The sequence below is a fragment of the Streptomyces sp. NPDC127177 genome (assembly GCF_042672475.1).
GTDB lineage: Bacteria > Actinomycetota > Actinomycetes > Streptomycetales > Streptomycetaceae > Streptomyces.
The window spans coordinates 80,897-100,471 of record NZ_JBHXUW010000029.1 but is presented as its reverse complement, the minus strand read 5'-3'; the positions used below and the strand labels follow the sequence as shown (position 1 = coordinate 100,471).

At 71.4% G+C, this 19,575-nt stretch carries 21 protein-coding genes; 12 read left to right on the top strand and 9 right to left on the bottom strand.

Going from position 1 to position 19,575, the window contains the following annotated elements; translation table 11 throughout:
• Positions 1 to 70: 70 nt before the first annotated feature.
• A complete protein-coding gene (locus ACFVJX_RS19645) occupies positions 71 to 751 on the bottom strand; it encodes a response regulator transcription factor (protein WP_073733027.1) in 681 nt (226 codons plus the stop codon).
• Complete coding sequence (locus ACFVJX_RS19640; protein ID WP_384132134.1) at positions 748 to 2,022, bottom strand: sensor histidine kinase; 1,275 nt, start codon at positions 2,020 to 2,022, stop codon at positions 748 to 750. Before ACFVJX_RS19640 ends, ACFVJX_RS19645 begins: the two co-directional genes overlap by 4 nt.
• 198 nt (positions 2,023 to 2,220) lie before the next feature.
• Between ACFVJX_RS19640 and phoU the strand changes: the two genes are divergently transcribed.
• Both phoU and ACFVJX_RS19630 read left to right on the top strand, forming a co-directional pair.
• The gene (phoU, locus tag ACFVJX_RS19635) at positions 2,221 to 2,898 is read left to right on the top strand and encodes a phosphate signaling complex protein PhoU (protein WP_384132137.1); all 678 of its coding nucleotides are present in this window, start codon (positions 2,221 to 2,223) and stop codon (positions 2,896 to 2,898) included.
• A gap of 347 nt (positions 2,899 to 3,245) precedes the next feature.
• On the top strand, positions 3,246 to 3,395 hold the full coding sequence (locus ACFVJX_RS19630; protein ID WP_384132140.1) for a hypothetical protein: 150 nt from the start codon (positions 3,246 to 3,248) through the stop codon (positions 3,393 to 3,395).
• Between the two features lie 74 nt (positions 3,396 to 3,469).
• Here the strand turns inward: ACFVJX_RS19630 and ACFVJX_RS19625 are convergent, their stop codons facing one another.
• A complete protein-coding gene (locus tag ACFVJX_RS19625; RefSeq protein ID WP_384132143.1) occupies positions 3,470 to 4,774 on the bottom strand; it encodes an MDR family MFS transporter in 1,305 nt (434 codons plus the stop codon).
• Positions 4,775 to 4,991: 217 nt separating this feature from the next.
• Here ACFVJX_RS19625 and ACFVJX_RS19620 point away from each other — a divergent pair, with 217 nt between their 5' ends.
• The 4 genes from ACFVJX_RS19620 (at position 4,992) to ACFVJX_RS19605 (ending at position 6,899) form a co-directional block, all read left to right on the top strand.
• Complete coding sequence (locus ACFVJX_RS19620; protein WP_384132146.1) at positions 4,992 to 5,753, top strand: phosphoglyceromutase; 762 nt, start codon at positions 4,992 to 4,994, stop codon at positions 5,751 to 5,753.
• Positions 5,754 to 5,821: 68 nt separating this feature from the next.
• Positions 5,822 to 6,037 carry a DUF6243 family protein gene (locus ACFVJX_RS19615; RefSeq protein WP_384132148.1) on the top strand — a complete coding sequence of 72 codons (216 nt, stop codon included), beginning with the start codon at positions 5,822 to 5,824 and terminating at the stop codon, positions 6,035 to 6,037.
• A 374-nt stretch (positions 6,038 to 6,411) separates the two neighbouring features.
• Positions 6,412 to 6,660, top strand: a complete 249-nt coding sequence (locus tag ACFVJX_RS19610) for a hypothetical protein (RefSeq protein ID WP_384132151.1) — start codon at positions 6,412 to 6,414, stop codon at positions 6,658 to 6,660.
• Positions 6,657 to 6,899, top strand: coding sequence for a hypothetical protein (locus ACFVJX_RS19605; protein ID WP_384132154.1), 243 nt, complete (start codon positions 6,657 to 6,659; stop codon positions 6,897 to 6,899). Before ACFVJX_RS19610 ends, ACFVJX_RS19605 begins: the two co-directional genes overlap by 4 nt.
• A 42-nt stretch (positions 6,900 to 6,941) precedes the next feature.
• On the opposite strand, the gene ACFVJX_RS19600 is transcribed toward ACFVJX_RS19605, so the two are convergent.
• On the bottom strand, positions 6,942 to 7,724 hold the full coding sequence (locus ACFVJX_RS19600) for a hypothetical protein (protein WP_384132157.1): 783 nt from the start codon (positions 7,722 to 7,724) through the stop codon (positions 6,942 to 6,944).
• Positions 7,725 to 7,979: 255 nt separating this feature from the next.
• Here ACFVJX_RS19600 and ACFVJX_RS19595 point away from each other — a divergent pair, with 255 nt between their 5' ends.
• Positions 7,980 to 9,026 carry a phosphotransferase family protein gene (locus tag ACFVJX_RS19595; protein WP_384132159.1) on the top strand — a complete coding sequence of 349 codons (1,047 nt, stop codon included), beginning with the start codon at positions 7,980 to 7,982 and terminating at the stop codon, positions 9,024 to 9,026.
• Here the strand turns inward: ACFVJX_RS19595 and ACFVJX_RS19590 are convergent.
• Complete coding sequence (locus ACFVJX_RS19590) at positions 8,995 to 9,525, bottom strand: YbjN domain-containing protein (protein ID WP_384132162.1); 531 nt, start codon at positions 9,523 to 9,525, stop codon at positions 8,995 to 8,997. The genes ACFVJX_RS19595 and ACFVJX_RS19590 overlap by 32 nt on opposite strands.
• A gap of 86 nt (positions 9,526 to 9,611) precedes the next feature.
• Positions 9,612 to 10,976 (bottom strand): D-inositol-3-phosphate glycosyltransferase, encoded by a 1,365-nt coding sequence (gene mshA, locus ACFVJX_RS19585; RefSeq protein WP_384132165.1) that lies wholly within the window; start codon positions 10,974 to 10,976, stop codon positions 9,612 to 9,614.
• Positions 10,977 to 11,259: 283 nt separating this feature from the next.
• On the opposite strand from mshA, the gene ACFVJX_RS19580 reads away from it, so the two are divergent.
• The 3 genes from ACFVJX_RS19580 (at position 11,260) to ACFVJX_RS19570 (ending at position 15,266) form a co-directional block, all read left to right on the top strand.
• Positions 11,260 to 12,036, top strand: coding sequence for a class I SAM-dependent methyltransferase (locus tag ACFVJX_RS19580; protein WP_384132168.1), 777 nt, complete (start codon positions 11,260 to 11,262; stop codon positions 12,034 to 12,036).
• A 319-nt stretch (positions 12,037 to 12,355) separates the two neighbouring features.
• Positions 12,356 to 13,432 carry a C40 family peptidase gene (locus ACFVJX_RS19575; protein ID WP_384132171.1) on the top strand — a complete coding sequence of 359 codons (1,077 nt, stop codon included), beginning with the start codon at positions 12,356 to 12,358 and terminating at the stop codon, positions 13,430 to 13,432.
• A gap of 490 nt (positions 13,433 to 13,922) precedes the next feature.
• Positions 13,923 to 15,266 (top strand): PP2C family protein-serine/threonine phosphatase, encoded by a 1,344-nt coding sequence (locus ACFVJX_RS19570; protein ID WP_384132174.1) that lies wholly within the window; start codon positions 13,923 to 13,925, stop codon positions 15,264 to 15,266.
• Here the strand turns inward: ACFVJX_RS19570 and ACFVJX_RS19565 are convergent.
• The 3 genes from ACFVJX_RS19565 to ACFVJX_RS19555 form a co-directional block, all read right to left on the bottom strand.
• On the bottom strand, positions 15,248 to 15,583 hold the full coding sequence (locus ACFVJX_RS19565; RefSeq protein WP_384132177.1) for a DUF2516 family protein: 336 nt from the start codon (positions 15,581 to 15,583) through the stop codon (positions 15,248 to 15,250). The two genes, ACFVJX_RS19570 and ACFVJX_RS19565, sit on opposite strands and share 19 nt — an antisense overlap.
• 115 nt (positions 15,584 to 15,698) lie before the next feature.
• Entirely contained in the window at positions 15,699 to 16,388 is a 690-nt protein-coding gene (locus ACFVJX_RS19560; protein ID WP_384132180.1) for a hypothetical protein, read from the bottom strand.
• 27 nt (positions 16,389 to 16,415) lie between these two features.
• Positions 16,416 to 16,871 carry a helix-turn-helix domain-containing protein gene (locus ACFVJX_RS19555; protein WP_384132183.1) on the bottom strand — a complete coding sequence of 152 codons (456 nt, stop codon included), beginning with the start codon at positions 16,869 to 16,871 and terminating at the stop codon, positions 16,416 to 16,418.
• Between the two features lie 311 nt (positions 16,872 to 17,182).
• Here ACFVJX_RS19555 and ACFVJX_RS19550 point away from each other — a divergent pair, with 311 nt between their 5' ends.
• Together ACFVJX_RS19550 and ACFVJX_RS19545 are read left to right on the top strand one after the other, a co-directional pair.
• Positions 17,183 to 17,905 carry a dienelactone hydrolase family protein gene (locus tag ACFVJX_RS19550; protein WP_384132186.1) on the top strand — a complete coding sequence of 241 codons (723 nt, stop codon included), beginning with the start codon at positions 17,183 to 17,185 and terminating at the stop codon, positions 17,903 to 17,905.
• A 419-nt stretch (positions 17,906 to 18,324) separates the two neighbouring features.
• Entirely contained in the window at positions 18,325 to 19,506 is a 1,182-nt protein-coding gene (locus ACFVJX_RS19545; RefSeq protein WP_384132300.1) for a metallophosphoesterase, read from the top strand.
• The last annotated feature ends 69 nt before the right edge of the window (positions 19,507 to 19,575 follow it).

The window sequence follows — 19,575 nt, the reverse complement described above, 5'->3', positions numbered from 1 at the left end:
CCCGGGCCGGGAGGCGCCTCAGCCGTATGTGTCGCGCCCAAGCCCCTCCAGGGGCGGCGGGCCAACCGGTTTACGGCTCGAACTTGTACCCGAGGCCCCGCACCGTCACCAGGAACCGCGGCGCCCCCGGGTCGGGCTCGATCTTGGCGCGCAGCCGCTTCACATGGACGTCGAGGGTCTTGGTGTCACCCACGTAGTCCGCGCCCCAGACCCGGTCGATCAGCTGCATCCGGGTCAGCACCCGGCCTGCGTTGCGCAGCAGCATCTCCAGCAGGTCGAACTCCTTGAGCGGCAGGTCGACCTTGCCGCCGGAGACCGTGACGACGTGGCGGTCCACGTCCATCCGGACCGGGCCCGCCTCCAGCGCGGCCGGCGTGACCTCCTCCGGCTCCCCGCGGCGGCGCAGCACCGCGCGGATGCGGGCGACGAGCTCGCGCGAGGAGAAGGGCTTGGTCACGTAGTCGTCGGCTCCTATCTCCAGGCCGACGACCTTGTCGATCTCGCTGTCCTTGGCCGTGACCATGATCACGGGGACGTTGGACTTGCTGCGCAGCTGCCGGCAGACCTCGGTGCCGGGCAGTCCGGGCAGCATCAGGTCGAGCAGCACGAGGTCGGCGCCGTTGCGCTCGAACTCGTCCAGGCCGTCGGGACCCGTGGCCGCGATGGCGACCTCGAAGCCTTCCTTGCGGAGCATGTAGGACAGGACGTCGCTGAAGGATTCCTCATCCTCGACGACAAGCACTCGGGTCACGGAAGGGCCTCCGGGGCAGGGAATGAATCAAGAGTGTCTGAGGCGGCGGCCGGGTACGGCCCCTCGTCGCCGTTGACGATGAGCGGTCCGCCGGATGTGCGGTCCCGTTCCCGTACGGCGCCCGCTTCGGGCAGCCGCAGGGTGAAGGTGGAGCCCTGTCCCTCCGAGCTCCAGACAGTGACCTCCCCGCCGTGCGAGGCGGCCACGTGCTTGACGATGGCGAGGCCGAGGCCGGTGCCACCGGTGGCCCGTGAGCGGGCCGGGTCGACGCGGTAGAAGCGTTCGAAGACCCGCTCGCGGTCCTTCTCCGAGATACCGAAGCCCTGGTCGGTCACGGCTATCTCGATCTCGTCCCCGCCGGATACGGCCACCCGGCGGACGGCGATGCCCACGCGGGTGCGGGCAGGGCTGTAGTTGACGGCGTTCTCGACGAGGTTGCCGAGAGCGGCTGCGAGCTGGCCGCGGTTGCCCCAGATGCGGAGCTCGGCGGTGCCGCCCGCGGCCATGGTGATCTGTTTGGAGCCGGCCTGCTGCCGGCAGCGGTCGATGGCCTCGGCGACCAGTTCGTCGACCCTGACCGGTTCGGCGTCCTCCAGCGGGTCGTCGTTCTGCACCCGGGAGAGGTCGATGAGCTCCTGCACGAGGTTGGTGAGCCGGGTCGCCTCTATCTGCATCCGGCCCGCGAACCGCTCCACCGCCTCCGGGTCGTCGGAGGCGTCCATGACGGCCTCCGAGAGCAGGGACAGCGCACCGGTCGGGGTCTTGAGCTCGTGGCTTACGTTGGCGACGAAATCGCGCCGCACCGCCTCGATGCGGCGGGCCTCGGTGAGGTCCTCGACCAGCAGCAGGACCAGCCGGGAGCCCAGCGGGGCGACCCGTGCGGAGACCGCGAGGGCCTCGCCCCGGCCCGTACCGCGGCGCGGAAGGTCCAGTTCCACCTGGCGTATCTCACCGTCACGGCGGGTGTCCCTGGCCATGTTCAGCATGGGTTCGACGGCGAGGCGCCCGCCCCTGACCAGCCCCAGCGCGTACGCGGCCGAGCTGGCCTTGACGACGCTGTCGCTCTCGTCGAGCACGACGGCGGAGGAGCTGAGCACGGACAGGACCGTGTCGACCCCGGGAGGCAGGGGGGCATTGCTGTCGGGCCGCAGGGAGGTACGCGTCGGCTTCTTCTGGTCGCGCTCGCTCCAGCGGAACGCCAGCATCGCGATCACGCCGGTACACAGCCCGGCGATCGCTGCAGCTGCGGCGACCGCCGCGTTCACGTCCATGGCTCCAGGTTATGCGTCCCGGCGGACACTCTCCCAGCCATCCGAGTGCCTACTCGAACACTCGTCGCCCAGAGTTCACCGAGGAGCAAGCACCGGTTCACTTGGGTGGTCGGAACCCGACGCGTACGGCCGTCACGGTGGCAACGTGGGGTTCAGAGCTGGCCCCGGCCTCGGTTAAGGACTGGAGAGGGACTTCCCATGCGTGACGCGTACCACGAGGAACTCGACTCGATCGGCGAGGGCCTCGTCGAGATGGCCCGGCTCGTCGGGTCGGCGATCGGCCGGGCGACGACGTCCATGCTCGACGCCGATCTCAAGCTCGCGGAGACGGTGATCGCCGCGGACCAGAAGGTCGACGACCTCCAGCACGACCTGGAGGCCAGGGCCATCGCCCTGCTGGCGCGCCAGCAGCCGGTGGCGACCGATCTGCGGATCGTGGTCACCTCACTGCGGATGAGCGCCGACCTGGAGCGCTCGGGCGACCTCGCCCAGCACGTCGCCAAGCTGGCCAGGCTGCGCTTCCCGCAGTCGGCGGTGCCGCACGACCTGCACGCCACCATCCTGGAGATGGGGCAGCTGGCACAGCGCCTGATGGCCAAGGCCGCCGAGGTGATCATCACCAAGGACGTCGACCTGGCGCTCCAGCTGGAGCAGGACGACGACGAGATGGACCTGCTGCACCGCACGCTGTTCCAGCACCTGATGGACGACCGCTGGAAGCACGGCATCGAGACGGCCGTCGACGTGACGCTGCTGGGCCGCTACTACGAGCGGTTCGCCGACCACGCGGTCTCGGTCGCCAAGCGGGTCGTCTACCTGGTGACGGGCGAGCACGCGGACGAGATCCAGCAGCCGGCACCGGTGGAGGGCGCGTAGGGCCTTCGGCGACCGGGCGGGTCGCGCAGGCCGGAGATCCTGGGCGGAGGCCCGGAGGGGGGATCCGGGCGGAGGCCCCGGATGAACCGGGCGGGGGCCCGGGGCCCGGCGATCCGGGGATCCGGACGGAGACCCGCCGGGACCCGCGCCAGCGGTGCGCAAGCCGGTCCGGCGCGGGGCGCACGACCGCGCAGCGGCTCGCACATAGGTTCCTGCGCGTGTGCGCCGTTGATGCGCCCGCCCGGGTGGGCATGCAATGGGGTGGGGCGGCACGACTTGTCCGTACGCCCCGGTCGTGGGCCCCGTGTGCGGGCGTACGGCCCTGTCGTACGCCTTGAGGAGGAACCATGGCCGATTCCCCCACGACCGAACCCCAGCAGGAGACATCCGCCGAAGTGGCGCACGGAGCCGTCCTGGGCGCCTGCGGCTGCGGCTCGGGCTGCGGGTGCGGCTGCCAGTCCGGTGCCCCGTGCCAGTGCGGCGGCTGCTCGGGCTGACGGGCCCGGGAGCAACGGGACGCGCCCCGCACGGAGAGTCTCCGTGCGGGGCGCGTCCGGCGTGATGCCGCAGGTCAGGCCGTACGCTCCACGGCGGGCGCCTGATCGGTGCCGGCCTCGGCCGTCCCGCCCGGGTGCGGCTGCGACCGCGTCCCGGGCCGCGCCGGGTTCCGCATCAGCAGCCAGTACCCGAACGCGGCGACGGTACCGAGGGCCGCGCACGTCCCCCACAGCCACTGAGCCCCGAAGCGGTCGATCACCACACCGGACATCAGCGGGGCGACGAGCGCCGCGGCGGCCCAGGAGAGCGAGTACACGCCCTGGTAGCGGCCCCGGCCGTGGGCCGGTGAGAGCTGGACGACCAGGCCGTTCTGCACCGGCGCGTTGACCATCTCGCCGACGGTCCACACACAGATCGTCAGCGCGTACACGGCGACCGATCCGGCGAACGCGGTCAGCCCGAATCCGTACCCCGCCAGCACCGACGACACGATGAGCAGCCGGCGCGGGTCACGGCTCTGGATGAACCGGGTGACCGGGATCTGGAGCACCACGATCAGGACGCCGTTGACGGCGATCGCGGTGCCGAAGTCCGAGCTGCTGAACCCGTCCGTCCCCATCGCCACCGGCAGCCCCACGTACCCCTGCTGGAAGATCAGGGCGATCACGAACGACAGGCCGACGACCCCCATGAACCGCCCGTCGCGAAGTACCGTGCCGAGCCGCACGCCGTCGTCGGCGCGGTAGGCGGCGGAGGCGCCCGGGACCGTGGACGCGGCCTTCCCCGGCCGGGACTCCGGCACCTTCATGAAGACGACGACCGCGCAGACCAACGTCATGGCCGCCTCGCCGACGAAGCCCGCGAGATAGCTGTACTCGGCGATGAACCCGGCCCCGGCCGACGAGACCGCGAACCCCAGGTTGATGGCCCAGTAGTTGAGCGAGAAGGCCCGTACCCGGTCCTCGGGCCGGACGATGTCGGCGATCATCGCCTGCACGGCGGGGCGCGAGGCGTTGCTGGCCATACCGACCACGAAGGCGACCCCGGCGATCGCCACCGGATCGACCATGAAGCCGAGCACCGCCACCGAAAGGGCGGTGGAGACCTGCGCGACGAGCATCGTGGGCCGCCGCCCCAGCCGGTCCGTCATCACCCCGGCCCCGAGCGAGGACACGACCCCGCCGAGCCCGTGCAGGGCGGCGACCAGACCGGCGTACGAGGCGGAGTAGCCCCGGTCCAGGGTCAGGTACAGGGCCATGAAGGTGGCGACGAACGCCCCGAGCCGGTTGACCAGGGTGCTGGTCCACAGCCACCAGAACTCCCTGGGGAGACCGGAGACGGTTTCACGGGTGGCCCGCCTCAGACCGGCGACAGACATGCGGGTTCCCCCCGGGAGGTACGTGAACGGATGGCGGCGGTAAGTGGCCCGCCGCCGATCCGAACATTACGAACCCCGGATCACGCGCTGCCACCCAATTGACGCCCGCCGTCAATCGGCCGCCCCGACCCGATGGCCGTCCCCGCCCTTCCCCGCCCCCTGTCCGCCCTGTGACCGGGCGCGCGCGGCCCGCACGGGTTCGATTAGGCTCGGACTCATGGCCGACGCACCGTACAAGCTGATCCTCCTCCGCCACGGCGAGAGCGAATGGAACGCGACGAATCAGTTCACCGGTTGGGTGGACGTCAACCTGACCCAGAAGGGCGAGAAGGAGGCGGTCCGCGGCGGTGAGCTGCTCACGGAGGCCGGCCTGCTTCCCGACGTCGTACACACCTCCCTCCAGAAGCGCGCGATCCGCACCGCCCAGCTCTCGCTGGAGGCGGCGGACCGCCACTGGATCCCCGTGCACCGCTCCTGGCGGCTGAACGAGCGCCACTACGGCGCCCTCCAGGGCAAGGACAAGGCGCAGACGCTCGCCGAGTTCGGCGAGGAGCAGTTCATGCTCTGGCGCCGCTCGTACGACACCCCGCCCCCGGAGCTCGCCGACGACGCCGAGTACTCGCAGAGCAACGACGCGCGCTACGCGACGATCCCCCCGGAGCTGCGCCCGCGCACCGAGTGCCTCAAGGACGTCGTCGTCCGCATGCTCCCGTACTGGTACGACGGCATCGTCCCGGACCTGCTGACCGGCCGCACGGTCCTGGTCGCCGCCCACGGCAACAGCCTGCGCGCCCTGGTCAAGCACCTCGACGGAGTCTCCGACGCCGACATCGCGGGCCTGAACATCCCGACGGGCATCCCGCTCTCCTACGAACTGGACGCGGACTTCCGCCCGTTGAACCCGGGCGGCACGTACCTCGACCCGGACGCGGCGAAGGCGGCCATCGAGGCGGTCAAGAACCAGGGCAAGAAGAAGTAGGCAACTGACTTCAAGCCCCCCACCTGCGGGTTCTCCGTGTGGTGTACACATCATTACCTGGAGAACCCGTGACCGTGAGCAAGAACATCAACAACCCCGTGGGCATGGGCGGCGGCCAGCGCAAGCGGCTGTCCCGCGCCGAACGGCAGAACAACGGCCCGCACCGCAACCTCGACCGCCGGGGTGCGGCCGAGCAGAAGGCGGAGCTGGTGCGCAAGATGCGTGAGAAGTCAGGTGCGGCCGAGAGCACCGGGCAGACGGGCGACGACAGCGCCCAGAGCTGACGCACCGCCGCCGCGGGGCGGCACACCGAACGACGAGCAGGGCCCGGACCGACACACGGTCCGGGCCCTGCTGCCGTCACGGCTCGATCGTCGATGCCACCGTCAGTAACAGCGGCCGCAGCAAACGGTGTTCGGTAACAGCGGCCGCAGCAAACGGTGTTCGGTAACAGCGGCCGCCGCAAACGGTGTTCGGTCGTGCCCACCTCCGTGTTGCATGCCCTCGCGCGCCGGAAGAGGCGGGCCCGGCTACGGATGAGGTCACCGACGGGGTGGCCGCGACGGCCGTCAAGTCATGTTGGTGGCAAGGCCGCAGGTGACGCCCCGTGCCCGTCGTCGTACGCTGTGGCGCATGCGGGGAGATCGGGAGAGCAGCCATGGGTGAGCCCCTGAAGACCTTTGTCGACGGCGCCGAGGTCGAGGTGCCGAACAGCATCCCGGCCATCCGCGCCGCCCTGCCCGAGGCGAGACGCGAAGAGTTCGACGACGCGATCAACGAGGCCGGGGTGCACGACATCCAGGCCGTGATGCGGCATTGGATGCTGGAGGCCGTACCCGATCCGGAGGCGGAACGGATCCTGGACCGGCTGGCGCGCGACGAGGCCGAGAGGCGGAGCGTCGCTTGAGCTTCCGGATCTCCTACGCGCCACCTGCCGACGACACCCTGGCCAAGATGCGGGACGGCGACGCCTTCCGGGACGAGATGGCGGGGACGCTCGGGCGCATCCCGTACGGGCACGGGTCGTCCGCCGTGAAGGGTGAGCACGATCGCCGCGAGGCGACGGTCGCCGGGGCGATCGTGCTCTATTACGTCTCCGGGTCCGTCCTGACCGTCACCGTGGTGCGGCTCGTTCCGCTGCCCTGACCGGACGTGGCCGGCGGCCACAGTTCCTCGTACGCCAGTGTTTCAGGCCAACTTGGCGACCTGGGCGTCGACCACCGCGGTCGGCAGGTCGAAGTCGCCGCCGCCACCGGCCGAGGCCAGGTTGAGCGAGGTGAACGAGGCGACCGTCGAGCCCTGACGGATCTCCACGAGCTTCATCGCGCTCTTGTCGCCGTCCGACTCGATCGTCACCGTCCAGGCGACGGCGTCCTCGCCGCCCTTGATCTTCTCCTCGGCGATCTTGACGATCTTCTGCTTCGTCCCGGCCGCCTTGAGCGTGAAGCCGGACGCGCAATCGGTCGCGGCGGTACGCAGGGACGCCAGGGTCTCCTCGGCGCCCTTGCCCTCGTACGAGGCGAGCGTGGTCAGCGTCGTCGTGATGTCGAAGGCGGCCTTGAACGCCTCCTCGGGGTCGGCGGTGTCGTCGTCGGCGCCCTTCTTCGGCTCGCTGACCACCTTGCGCTCGGCGGAGGCCGCGGGCGAGCCGGTCCCGGCGCCCATCAGGGCGTCCCCGAAGACGTCGCAGGCCGCCTTGTCCGCGGTGACGTCCTCGGCGGAGACGATGTCTGCGGGGCCGGCCTTGGTTATCTTGTGGGCCTTGACGTCGCCCTGGGCCAGCGCGGCCTTCTCCAGCTCCGCCGCCGTGAGCACCTTCGCGGCGGACCCGTTCGAGGGCTTGGCGGACGTGGAGTCCGCCGACTTGGCGTCGTCCTTGTCCGCCGCGTTCGAACCACAGGCCGCGGTGAACAGGGTCAGGGACATCACGGTGGCGGCAACAGCGGTCCGGCGTATGGCAGTGGGTCGCATGGCCCATCCTTCTGTTCAGGTTGTTCCGCCCGCACGAGATCAGCCGGCGCCGGGTTCGGCGCGGCCGGTGGGAGACCGTGGGGATCGTGGGGGTGTGCCAACTCTATGAGCCGCCCGTGGTTTGGCAACCCGTCAAACCGGGCATCGCCTCTGATCGTGACGACGTCGTGATCACCCACGAGACCGCCCTGAGCTGGGCGTTCGCCCCGGTCGGCCGTGTGCGTCACAGGGTGACCGCCTGAAGGGACCTCGCTGATGCCTGTCGATTCCGCCCTGTCCGCCGTGCTCGGTTCCGTGGGGATGCCGCCTGAGCGGATCGCCTCGCACCAACCGCTCACCGGCGGGACCTACAACGCCGTCACCCGGGTCTCGTTCGCCGACGGCCGGGAGTGGGTGGTGAAGATACCTCCGCCGGTGAAGGCCGGCGCCCATCTCGCCTACGAGCGCGACCTGTTGGTCGGCGAGGTCACCTTCTACACCGCGGCCGCCACGCTCCCCGAGATGGCCGCGGTCCCCCGCGTCGTGCACAGCGGTCTCGACCCGGCCGCCCCCGAGGGCGCCTACGTGATCATGACGGCGTGTCCGGGGCAGCCCTGGCACGAGCTCGCCGGCGCGATGGCCGACGGCGAGGAGCCCCGGCTGCGCGCGGAACTCGGGCGGACCGTCGGCCGGCTGCACACCGTGTCCGGGCCGGACGGGTTCGGCTATCCGTCCGGGGCCCTCGGCCCACTGGCGCCCACCTGGCGGCAGGCGTTCACCGCCATGACCGACGCCGTGCTGGACGACGCGCTGACGTACGCGGCACGGCTGCCGCGCGCGGTCGCGGAGATCCGCCGGCTGCTCGACGCCGCCTCGTCCGTGCTGGACGACGTCACGCGTCCCGCGCTCGTCCACTTCGACCTGTGGCAGGGCAACATCCTCGTCACCGGGGAGCCTGGGGCACGGCGGATCGGCGGGATCATCGACGGGGAGCGGATGTTCTGGGGCGACCCGGCCGCCGACTTCGTCTCGCTCGCCCTGTTCGGGAACATCGAGGAGGACGCGGACTTCCTGCGCGGTTACGGGGAGTCGGCGCCGGGCGGGCCGGTGGGGTTCGATGACTCGCTGCGGCTGCGGCTGGCGCTCTACCGCTCGTACCTCTACCTGATCATGCTGGTGGAGACCGTGCCCCGCGGGACGAGCGGGGAGCAGTTGGAGGGGACGTGGAACGCGGTGGCTCCCCGGCTCGAAGCGGCGCTCGACGAGGTGGGGAGCCGTGGGGCGACGGAGGTCAGTCGGCGGGGCGCTTCGTCAGGTGCGTGAACGCGTCGAGGTTCCGCGTGGACTCGCCGCGCGACACCCGCCACTCGTACTCCTTGCGGATCGCGCTCGCGAATCCCAGCTCGAGGAGGGGGTTGAAGGCGCCGTCGGCGGCCTCCAGGACCACGCCCAGCAACCGGTCCAGCTCCTGCGGTGTGACCACGGAGAGCGGCAGCTTGCCGACGAGGTAGACGTCCCCGAGCGAATCGATCGCGTAACCCACGCCGAAGAGGCGGAGGTTGCGCTCCAGCAGCCAGCGGTGCACGGCCGCGTCGTTCTCGTCGGGGTGCCGGATGACGAAGGCGTTGAGGGAGAGCGAGTGCTTGCCGACGAGCAGCGAGCAGGTGGTGGAGAGCTTGCGGGTGCCGGGCAGCTGGACGACGTAGCTGCCGGGCGCGGGGTTCTCCCAGTCGAGCCCGGCATCGGTGAGCGTCGTCTCGATGACCCGGGTGACCTGCGCGGCCTGGGGAGTCGTTGCCGCTTCGTCGGGTGCGTCAGCCATGGTCCGAGCGTACGTCGCCGGGAACCCGGCACCACATCGCGTACGTCGCGCCGGACCGGGCGCCCGCCCGACGTCCGGAACGCACCTCACACCTGGTGCGACCGCACCCGCCGCCGGTGTTCCTGCATCGCCTCCGTGTACACGTCCGCCGTCGCCGCCGCGGCCGTGTCCCAGCCGAACCGCTGCGCGTGCTCCGCCGCCGCGCCGCCCATCCGGGCGACCAGCTCCGGCGCGAGGTCGAACCGCTCCAGCGCCTCCGCGTACGCCTGCGGATCGTGCCCGGGGATCAGGAAGCCGCTCACCCCGTCCTGCACAGCCACCGGAAGGCCGCCCACGGCCGCCGCGACGACGGGGGTGCCCGCCGCCTGGGCCTCTATGGCGACCAGGCCGAAGGACTCGCTGTACGAGGGCATGACCAGCACGGACGCGGCCCGGAACCAGTCGGCGAGCTGGTCCTGCCCGACCGGCGGGTGGAACCGTACGACATCCGCGATGCCGAGCCGGGCGGCCAGCTTGTGCAGCCCCTCCGGCTTGGCGAGCCCACTGCCGCTCGGGCCGCCGACGATCGGCACGACGATGCGGGAGCGCAGCGAGGGGTCGCGGTCCAGCAGGACGGCGACGGCGCGCAGCAGCACGTCCGGGGCCTTCAGCGGCTGGATGCGGCCCGCGAAGAGCGGGATCAGGGCGTCCTGCGGGAGCCCGAGGCGGGCCCGTGCCGCGGCCCGCCCGTCGGCCGGGCGGAAGCGGTCCAGGTTGACGCCGGGGTGGACGACGGCCACGGCCCGCGGATCGGCCTCGTAGAAGCGGACGAGCTCGTCCGCCTCCTCCGCGGTGTTCGCGATCAGCCGGTCGGCGGCGCTGACGATCTGGGTCTCGCCGATGACCCGGGCGGCGGGTTCGGGGGTGTCGCCCTCGGCGAGCGAGGCGTTCTTGACCTTCGCCATGGTGTGCATGGCGTGGACGAGCGGGACGCCCCAGCGCTGGGCGGCCAGCCAGCCGACATGGCCGGAGAGCCAGTAGTGGGAGTGCACCAGGTCGTAGTAGCCGGGGCGCTGACCGGCCCACGCCTGCATCACGCCGTGCGTGAAGGCGCAGAGCTGGGCGGGCAGCTCCTCCTTGGCCAGACCCTCGTACGGGCCCGCGTCGACGTGGCGGACCAGGACGCCGGGCGACAGCTCGACCTCCGGCGGCAGCCCGCCGGTGGTGGAGCGGGTGAAGATCTCGACCTCGATGTTGATCGCGGCGAGGCGTTCGGCCAGCTCCACGATGTAGACGTTCATACCGCCCGCGTCGCCCGTCCCCGGCTGGTGCAGCGGGGAGGTGTGCACGGAGAGCATCGCGATCCGGCGGGGCTTGCGGTGGCCGCCCGCGAAGGAGCCGGAGAATCCGCCGGGGAACCTGAGACGCGGTGAGACACGGCTGTTGCCGAGCCGAGAGACGTACTGACTCACGTCGTCCGGTCCTCCTCGTTCAGGGCACTGGTACCGACTCGTTCAGGGCATGGCACCGAAGGGGCACACGGTCCCTTCGAAGGGCTGGAACAGCGGAACCCCTCCTTTCATTTCCGCTTTACCAAATAATTACGGTACGTGCCCGGCGCGTCGCCGCGACTCCACTGCGCCATCCGCCCCACGGCCGCGATCCGCCACCACGGCGGCCGTCCGCTCCGCCCGGACTGCCGCGATCCGCCCCACGGCTGCCGTCCGCTCCACCCCGCTCGTTACGCTCTGTGTCATGCGCCCGATCGGCACCGCGACCCGCGGGACCACCAACCCGAACCGGCTGCGCCGCATGGACCGCTGGATCGCCGCCACCCACGGCCCCGCCCTGCGCCGCGCCGAGACCCCCGTCGCGGTCGACCTGGGTTACGGCGCCGCCCCCTGGACCGCCGTCGAACTGCTGGAACGGCTGCGCACCGCCGAGCCGCGCACCGAGGTGGCCGGCATCGAGATCTCCCCGGAGCGGGTCGCCGCCGCGAAGCCGTACGAGCGCGAGGGGCTCACCTTCCGGCACGGCGGCTTCGAGATCCCGCTGCCCGAGCGGCCGGTGCTGATCCGGGCGGCGAACGTGCTGCGCCAGTACGACGAGGGCGAGGTCGCCGCGGTCTGGCGGCGGCTCTGCGAACGGCTGGCGCCCGGCGGGCTGCTGGTGGAGGGCACCTGCGACGAGATCGGGCGCCGCCATGTCTGGGTGGCGCTGGGCCCTGAGGGACCGCGCACGGTCACGTTCGCGACCCGGCTCGGCTCCCTCGACCGGCCGTCCGACCTCGCGGAGCGGCTGCCCAAGGCGCTCATCCACCGCAATGTGCCGGGCGAACCCGTCCACGCGTTCCTCCGCGACTTCGACCGCGCCTGGGCCGCCGCGGCACCCTACGCATCGCTGGGCGCCCGGCAGCGCTGGATCACGGCGGTACGGGCGCTGTCGGGCGACTGGCCGCTGACGGACGGCGTACGGCGGTGGCGGCAGGGCGAAGTCACCGTGAGCTGGGCCGCGCTGAGGCCCGAGCGGTAGCCCCGACCCGGCGTAAACAGGAAGCGGACTCCGGGGGCCGTTCCGGAGGCCTCCCGGGGACATCTCGTGGACATCCGGGGGCTTCCCGGGAATTTCGTCAGCAACTCCCCCTCCGTCGGGAACACCGGCCGGGCACCGTTCGTCCCAGAAGGCGGGGAGCAGTTCGGGGGGAGCGCGTCCGAGGCCCGGCCACCGGCCGGAAGTTGCTGGAGATGTGTGAGCCTCTGTTGCTTTTCGGTACGGCATGGCACGATCTCGTCGGTGCCATAAGTTACTGACGGTAAATCAGATCCGCTGGATCTGTCCGGAGGGGGAGCTCGTGAACCGACGCCACAGTGCCGCCGCTGCCATCACGCTGGTCTGCGCGCTGGCCGTACTGGCCGCGCCGGTCCAGGCCTTCGCCGCACCGGCGGCCCCCTCCCCCGCACCGGAGCAACCGGACCCGACGGACCCGCCGGGGAAGAAGAACCTCGAAGAGGTGCGCGAGGAGATCGACGCCCTGTACCGCAAGGCCGGGTCGGCCACGGACGCGTACAACCTCGCCGAGGAGAAGGCCAAGAAGCAGTCCGGCGAGATCGTCAAGCTGGCGCAGGCCATAGTCGAGGGCCAGGCGAAGATCGCCGACCTCAAGAGCAGGGCGGGCGCCCAGGCCCGCGAGCAGTACCGCAACGCCGGACTGCCGCCGGGCGCCCAGCTGATGCTCAGCGGGGACCCGCAGCTCTTCCTCGACGGGGTCAGCCGGGCCCGCCAGGGCCAGCAGGCCGCCAAGGGCGTCCTGGGTGAACTGAACAGGACCCAGGAGGACCTGAAGACGTACACACAGGACGCGAGCACCAACTGGACGAAGCTCGAAGCCAATCGCGTCAAGCAGGCCAAGGCCAAGAAGAAGATCAACGCGCAGATAGCGGCGGCGAAGAAGCTCGAGTCCCAGCTGGAGAAGAAGGAGAAGGCCCGGCTCCTCGAACTGGAACAGCAGGCGGAGTACAAGTCACAGACCGCCTGGCTGAGTTCCGGCGCCCTGAAGGAGATCAACCGCGAGGCGAGCCCGAGCGGCAAGAAGGCGGTGGCCTTCGCGACCTCCCAGATCGGCAAGCCGTACGTATGGGGTGCCGTGGGACCCAAGTCGTACGACTGCTCCGGGCTGACGTCGCAGGCATGGGCCGCGGCCGGACAGCCGATCCCGCGCACCTCGCAGGAACAGTGGCGGCAGCTCCAGCACATCGCGATCAAGGACATGCGCCCCGGCGACCTGGTCATCTACTTCAACGACGCCACGCACGTCGGGATGTACATCGGCGACGGCGCGATCGTGCACGCCCCGCGACCGGGCCGCAACGTGACGATCACGGGAGCGGGCTCGATGGAGATCCTCGGGGTCGTACGCCCGGACAAGTGACGTCGCACGGGGCTTCCGGCCACCGGCACCAGATGCCGACCCCGCCCGGCTGTCCCGTCCGGCCGCCCCGCCCTCTCCCCGGAGTCTCCTTAAGTGAAACTCAAGGGACTCTTAAGGCTGCCCCGGGAGCGAGCGGAGGCCCGGCGCCGCGCGGATCCTGCCTCCCTCACCGGCCTCCCGCACCGCGCGTCCTCCGGCCCCTCCCCCCGTCCGCACCCACCGGGCGCCGGGCCCCGCGCCCCACAGCCGTGACCCGTGCCACCCGGGGCCGCCGGGCCACGTGACCTTTGTCATGCGAAGGAAACGGCCACGCACCCGGCATATGCCGCCGGATCTGCGCCCTTGCGCGGCTTAAGGCCCCAACCGGAACGGCCGCCACGCACCGAGCGCCATTCCATTCCCGCATCCCGTACCGCTATCGTCCCCGCTGGCGGGTCGTCGATCGTCGCTCCGCCGCGCCCTCGGGGGGAGGGAAGGAAACCCGATTTCGATGCCCGTACCCGTACCGCAGCAACGTGCCGTTCCCGCTGCGGAGACCAGCTATGGCACCGGCCTCACCCTCCTGGTGATCGAGGACGACCCGGCGGGCACCTTCACCGTCCCGGAGCTCCCGGCCGTGGCCGGCACCCGGGTCCGTATCCGTACCGCCCGCAATCTGACCGAGGCGGGCCGGCTCCTCACCGACGACGTGGACTGCATCCTGCTGGACCTGGCCCTGCCGTCCGGCGGCGAGGCGCGTCCCGCCCAGGGCGAGGAGGCGGACGGTCTCGGCCCCCTCAAACACGTCCTGCGGATCGCGCCCAGGCACGCCGTACTCGCGCTCACGGCACAGGACGACGCCGAGCTGGCCGCCGAGGCGGTACGGGTGGGGGCGCAGGACTACCTCTTCCGGGACGAGCTCGACGGCAGGCTGCTCAGCCGCGCCATCCGCTACGCCGTCGAACGCAAGCGCGCCGACGTCGCGCATCACCAGCTCACCGAGTCCCGGCTGCGGGCGCAGGAGAACGCCCGCCTGGAACGCGGTCTGCTGCCCACACCACTGCTCGACGGCTCCGATCTGCGCTTCGCCGCCCGCTACCGCCCCGGCCGCAGCCGCGCACTGCTCGGCGGGGACTTCTACGACACGGTCCGCACACCCGACGGCACGGTCCACGCGATGATCGGCGACGTCTGCGGCCACGGCCCGGACGAGGCGGCGCTCGGCGTGGAACTGCGCATCGCGTGGCGGGCGTTGACACTGGCCGGGCTCTGCGGCGACGAGCTGCTCTCCACGCTCCAGCAGGTCCTGGAGCACGAAAGGGAGAGCGAGGAGATCTTCGCGACCCTCTGCACGGTCGACATCGCCCCGGACGGACGCCGTGCGGGCCTCTGCCTGGCGGGCCACCCCGCACCGCTGATCGCCCGCCACGGGCGGGCGGCTCATCTGCTTCCGTACGAGGACGGCGGACCGGCCCTCGGCCTGCTGCCGCGCGCCCGTTGGCCGCGTCGGCAGGTGGAACTGGGCGGCTCCTGGAGCCTGATGATGTACACCGACGGGCTGATCGAGGGCCGGATCGGCAAGGGGACCCAGCGCCTCGGGCAGGACGGGATGGTCGCGATGATCAACCGCCAGCTGGCCGAGGGGCTGGCGGGCGAGGACCTGCTCGATGCGGCGGTCACCCATGCCCGCGAGCTGAACGGCGGCGAACTGACCGACGACGTCGCGGTCCTGCTGCTCGACCGCGACCAGGAGGTCGTGCGCCGCCGGGTGCCGAGCGGCGACCGGGGCCGGAGCATTCCGCGCCCCCGCCCCGGGCAGGTATCACCCGCCGGCGCTCAACGCCCGCCGTTGTAGGGGCCGTACGGCCCGTCGCTGCTGGAACCGCCACGGCGGTTCCTGCCACCGGTGACGGCCTTGAGAGCGGGCCGCACGTCCACGAAGAACACGATGGTCGCGACCAGCCCGGCGATCTGGATGAAGAGCATGGGCACCCAGAGGTTCACCACCACCGCGATGCCGAGGATGATCAGCCAGAAGGACTTCTTCTGCTTGTCCGCGGCACGGTAGGCGTCCTCACGGGCCATCGCGGCCATGATGAAGGCCACCACGGCGAGGACGAGCATGGCCGTGAAGATCAGCCCGAGGATTGAGTTGAAGCCTTCGAGCAACATGATGTGCACCGCCTAATAAGTGAGTGAGCGCCTCGCGGCCAAGGTACCGGGACAACGACCGGAACACCCCGAAAGGTGCCCGCCCGCCCTCCCGGCACACCTGCCGGCCATCGCGCTACTTGGCGCTGGGCGGCGTGGTCTTCTTGGCGGCGGGCTTGCGCGCGGGCGCCTTCTTCGCAGCGGCGGGCGACGGCTTGGCCTCGGCCTTCACGGTCTTGGCGGCAGGCGCGGGCTTCGCCGCGGGCGTGGGCTTCGCCGCGGGCGCGGGCTTGGCCACCGGCTTCGGCGCGGCCTTGGACTGCGGCGCCGCCTGCGGCTTGGGCCGAGTCCTGCCCTCCGGCTCGGACTCCTTGCGCGGCTCGACGACGACGGCGATCTCGACGATCTCCTCGGCGGTCTCGCCCCGCCACGTCCGCACGGTCTGCTCGCCGCGCTCGGCGACCTTCTCGTACGTCTCCCGGGCCCTGACCGCGTACTCCGCGGCCACACCCACGCCGCGCAGCGCCAGGTCCTGCGCGCTCTCGCCCAGCTTCTTCAGATCGGTGTCGAACGCCCCGATCACCTCGGCGACCCGGGCCTGCACGGTGGACTGCGCCTCCTTGGCCTGCGCGGTCACCTTCTCCTGCACGACCTTGGGGTCGGTGTTGCGCACGGCCTCGATGCGCTCCGGCGCCTCGGCCCGCAGCTGGTCGATCAGCGCCGGGACCTTGCGCGCCTGCTGCACGGCGAGATCGGCCGTACCGGCGGCGAAGTAGAGGGGGGTCGGGTCGGTGAGGGTCTTGCGCAGGTCATCGGTGATGGCCATGACTGTGGTCCTCCCGGATCATCAGACTCAGTGTGAGGGTTTCGAAGGCTTTGAGGATGTATCGGCAGCACTGCCGTCGGCATTGAAGGGCGCATCCGCACCGGACGCACTCCCCTCGTCTGCCCCGGGCCCGTCCTCGAACCCGTTCTCCTTGCGGAAGGAGTCGTAGATCTGCAGCAGCACGCTCTTCTGCCGCTCGTTGATCGACGGATCGGCCAGAATCACCGCCCGCGTCTCCAACTCGTCCCGCTCCCGCTCGTCCAGAATCCCGGCCCGTACGTAAAGGGTCTCGGCGGAGATCCGCAGGGCCTTGGCGACCTGCTGCAGCACCTCGGCACTGGGCTTGCGCAGCCCGCGCTCGATCTGGCTCAGATAGGGATTGGACACCCCGGCGGCATCGGCGAGCTGCCGCAGCGACAGCTGCGCGGTACGCCGCTGCTCGCGGAGGTACTCGCCGAGATTGCCGACGTTGAGTGATGCCATGCCTCGATGGTGGACCCTCACCGCTAACTTTTGCAAGCAGGCGCTTGCAAAAGTGTTCCGAACCACTCGAACGGTGCCCGGGGGGCGCCTGCCCGTCGGCCGGCGGCTCCATGCCGTCCGGCCGCGGAGCCCGAGCGAAAACCCGTTGGCGGGCCGCGGCGGCCACTGCTACTTTCCCGGAGGCCGTGCGAGAGAAGCAGGAGGTGGTACCCGTGAACGCAGAATCGACATGGGTGCTCCCCTCCGGGGTCACGGTCGGGCGAAAGGTCGTCCGGGAGCGCCGTTTCTGAGCACTCCCGAAAGGCACGACCATGCAGTTCACTTCCGAACAGCGCCTCGACGACGGCGTCACCGAGCGCGGGTTCACCCTCGGCGAGACCCCCGGCACCCTGTGGACGCCCGAGTCCGCCGCACCGGCCCCGCTGATCCTGATGGCCCACAACAACGGCCTGTCCATGAGGGAACCCCGGCTGGTGGCCAGGGCCCGGCGCTCCGCGGCGTCCGGCTACGCGGTGGCCACCATCGATGCCGCCGGGTGCGGTGACCGGCCCCGTTCGACCGCCGACGAGCAGGCCAGGGCCGACCTTCGCCGGGCGATGCGGGCCGGCGAGCCGGTCGACGAGATCTTCGAGTCCTTCATCGGTCCACTGGTCGAGAACGCGGTCCCGGAGTGGCGGACCGCCCTGGACGCCCTCCTCTCGCTGCCCGAGATCGACGGCCGGGTCGGGTACTCCGGGTGGATGGCCCTCGGCATTCGGCTGGCGGCGGTCGAGCCGCGCATCGCGGCCGCCGGTTTCTTCGCCGGGGGTTTCGTGCCCCGCGCCCAGTGCGAGGAGGCCCGGCAGATCACCGTTCCGCTGCTGATGCTGTTGCAGTGGGACGACGAAGGGAACCCCCGGCAGAGGGCCCTGGACCTGTTCGACGCGTTCGGCGCCGAGGAGAAGACGCTGCACGCCAACCCGGGCGGCCACCTCGGTACCCCGTGGTTCGAGCTGGAGGACGGGAACCGGTTCTTCGGGCGGCATCTGAAGTGAGGCCGCCCGGCCGTCGGGCCGGCAGCGGACCGTAGGCGGCTTCGGCCCGGGTGCCGCCGTCGAGGGGGGCGGGTCTCTCGGCCTTCTCCTCGACGGCGGCGCCCGCCCGGCCGGCCGGCCACGGCGCTTCCGTCGGCCGGCCCACATCGGAGGGAATGCGCCCCACGCCGGAAGGTGTGCGGCCCGCGCCGGAAGGAATGCGGACCGCACCTGCCGCCGGGGCCACGCCCAACCGAAGCGGTGCGGGCCCCCTTCGGACGACGATCCCGCATGCCGGATGATGTGGACCGGCCGGACTCACGGATGCGAGGGGCAGCGCAGTGACAGACCACGAAACCCACTCTTCAGAGGCGGCCGCACCAGCGGCACACGGCGGAGCACCGGACGGCGGTGCGCTCGGGTCCTCGCCCGAGGCCGCGATGCAGGCCGCCGCCGGGGCGCCGCAGGCCCCGAGGGGAGGTGCGGGACGGATCGTGCGCCGGGTGCTGATACTCGTCGTCGTACTCGTCTCCCTGTTCTTCCTGCCCTGGTGGACGCTGTTCTCCTCCCACACGGACTGGCCCCTCCCGGTGGTCCTGGTCGGCACGGTCCTCTTCGCCGCCGCTCTGCTCGCCTTCCCGGTGCTCATGGTCATGGGGCACGGGCGCCGCCGGTCGGACCCGGCGGCACGCGTCGCCGACACCACCCTCGGGGTGATCTGGGTGCTGTTCGCCTGGTCGGCGCTGGGCGCCCTGCTTCGGCTCGTCCTGATGGCGTCCGGCGTCGGCGACCCGGTCCGGTCCAGGATCGTGGCCATCGCCGTCGCGGTGGTCGGGGCCGGGCTGCTGGCCTGGGGATACCGCGAGGCCATGCGCCTGCCCCGGATCGTGCGGCTGGACGTCACCGTCCCGCGGCTCGGCTCGGGGCTGGACGGGACACGGGTCGTCGTGGTGGCCGACACCCACTACGGACCGTTCGACCGGGCCGGCTGGTCGGGGCGGGTCGCCGACGCGGTCAACGAACTGGACGCCGACGTCGTCTGCCACGCGGGCGATATCGCCGACGGCACCCCGGACCAGCGCCGGGAGCAGGCCGCCCCGCTCGGGACGATGCGGTCCCGGCTGGCGAAGGTGTACGTCACCGGGAACCACGAGTACGGCAGCGAGGCGCAGGGCTGGCTCGACCTCATGGAGGGTCTGGGGTGGGAGACGCTGCACAACCGCCATGTCGTCGTCGAACGGGGCGGGGACAGCCTCGTGCTCGCCGGTGTGGACGACATGACCGCGGCCTCCTCCGGGCTGGCCGGACACCGGGCCAACCTGGACGGCGCGCTGGCGGGAGCCGACCCGGATCTGCCGGTCCTGCTCGTCGCGCACCAGCCCAAGTACGTCCGGGAGGCCGCGAGCGCCGGAATCGACCTGCAAGTCTCGGGGCACACCCACGGCGGGCAGATCTGGCCGTTCCACTACCTCGTCCGGATCGACCAGCCGGTGGTGCACGGGCTGAGCCGGCACGGCGAGCGGACCCAGCTCTACACGAGCCGGGGGTCCGGCTACTGGGGTCCTCCGTTCCGGATCTTCGCGCCCAGCGAGATCACACTGCTCACCCTGCGGTCGGCGTGATGGCGGGTCCGTTGCGGCTGTCGCTCCCCTGAGCCGCTACCGGTTGCCCAGGACCTTGATCTGCCCCCT

Bases quoted from the DNA above. Each gene is read 5' to 3' on its own strand.
- ACFVJX_RS19610 (WP_384132151.1), top strand. From the start codon at position 6,412: ATGGGTGAGCCCCTGAAGACCTTTGTCGACGGCGCCGAGGTCGAGGTG.
- phoU (WP_384132137.1), top strand. From the start codon at position 2,221: ATGCGTGACGCGTACCACGAGGAACTCGACTCGATCGGCGAGGGCCTC.
- ACFVJX_RS19630 (WP_384132140.1), top strand. From the start codon at position 3,246: ATGGCCGATTCCCCCACGACCGAACCCCAGCAGGAGACATCCGCCGAA.
- ACFVJX_RS19620 (WP_384132146.1), top strand. From the start codon at position 4,992: ATGGCCGACGCACCGTACAAGCTGATCCTCCTCCGCCACGGCGAGAGC.
- ACFVJX_RS19565 (WP_384132177.1), bottom strand. From the start codon at position 15,583: ATGTTGCTCGAAGGCTTCAACTCAATCCTCGGGCTGATCTTCACGGCC.
- ACFVJX_RS19580 (WP_384132168.1), top strand. From the start codon at position 11,260: ATGCGCCCGATCGGCACCGCGACCCGCGGGACCACCAACCCGAACCGG.
- ACFVJX_RS19595 (WP_384132159.1), top strand. From the start codon at position 7,980: ATGCCTGTCGATTCCGCCCTGTCCGCCGTGCTCGGTTCCGTGGGGATG.
- ACFVJX_RS19625 (WP_384132143.1), bottom strand. From the start codon at position 4,774: ATGTCTGTCGCCGGTCTGAGGCGGGCCACCCGTGAAACCGTCTCCGGT.
- ACFVJX_RS19545 (WP_384132300.1), top strand. From the start codon at position 18,325: ATGCAGGCCGCCGCCGGGGCGCCGCAGGCCCCGAGGGGAGGTGCGGGA.
- ACFVJX_RS19555 (WP_384132183.1), bottom strand. From the start codon at position 16,871: ATGGCATCACTCAACGTCGGCAATCTCGGCGAGTACCTCCGCGAGCAG.
- ACFVJX_RS19550 (WP_384132186.1), top strand. From the start codon at position 17,183: ATGCAGTTCACTTCCGAACAGCGCCTCGACGACGGCGTCACCGAGCGC.
- ACFVJX_RS19590 (WP_384132162.1), bottom strand. From the start codon at position 9,525: ATGGCTGACGCACCCGACGAAGCGGCAACGACTCCCCAGGCCGCGCAG.
- ACFVJX_RS19640 (WP_384132134.1), bottom strand. From the start codon at position 2,022: ATGGACGTGAACGCGGCGGTCGCCGCAGCTGCAGCGATCGCCGGGCTG.
- ACFVJX_RS19570 (WP_384132174.1), top strand. From the start codon at position 13,923: ATGCCCGTACCCGTACCGCAGCAACGTGCCGTTCCCGCTGCGGAGACC.
- ACFVJX_RS19560 (WP_384132180.1), bottom strand. From the start codon at position 16,388: ATGGCCATCACCGATGACCTGCGCAAGACCCTCACCGACCCGACCCCC.
- ACFVJX_RS19600 (WP_384132157.1), bottom strand. From the start codon at position 7,724: ATGCGACCCACTGCCATACGCCGGACCGCTGTTGCCGCCACCGTGATG.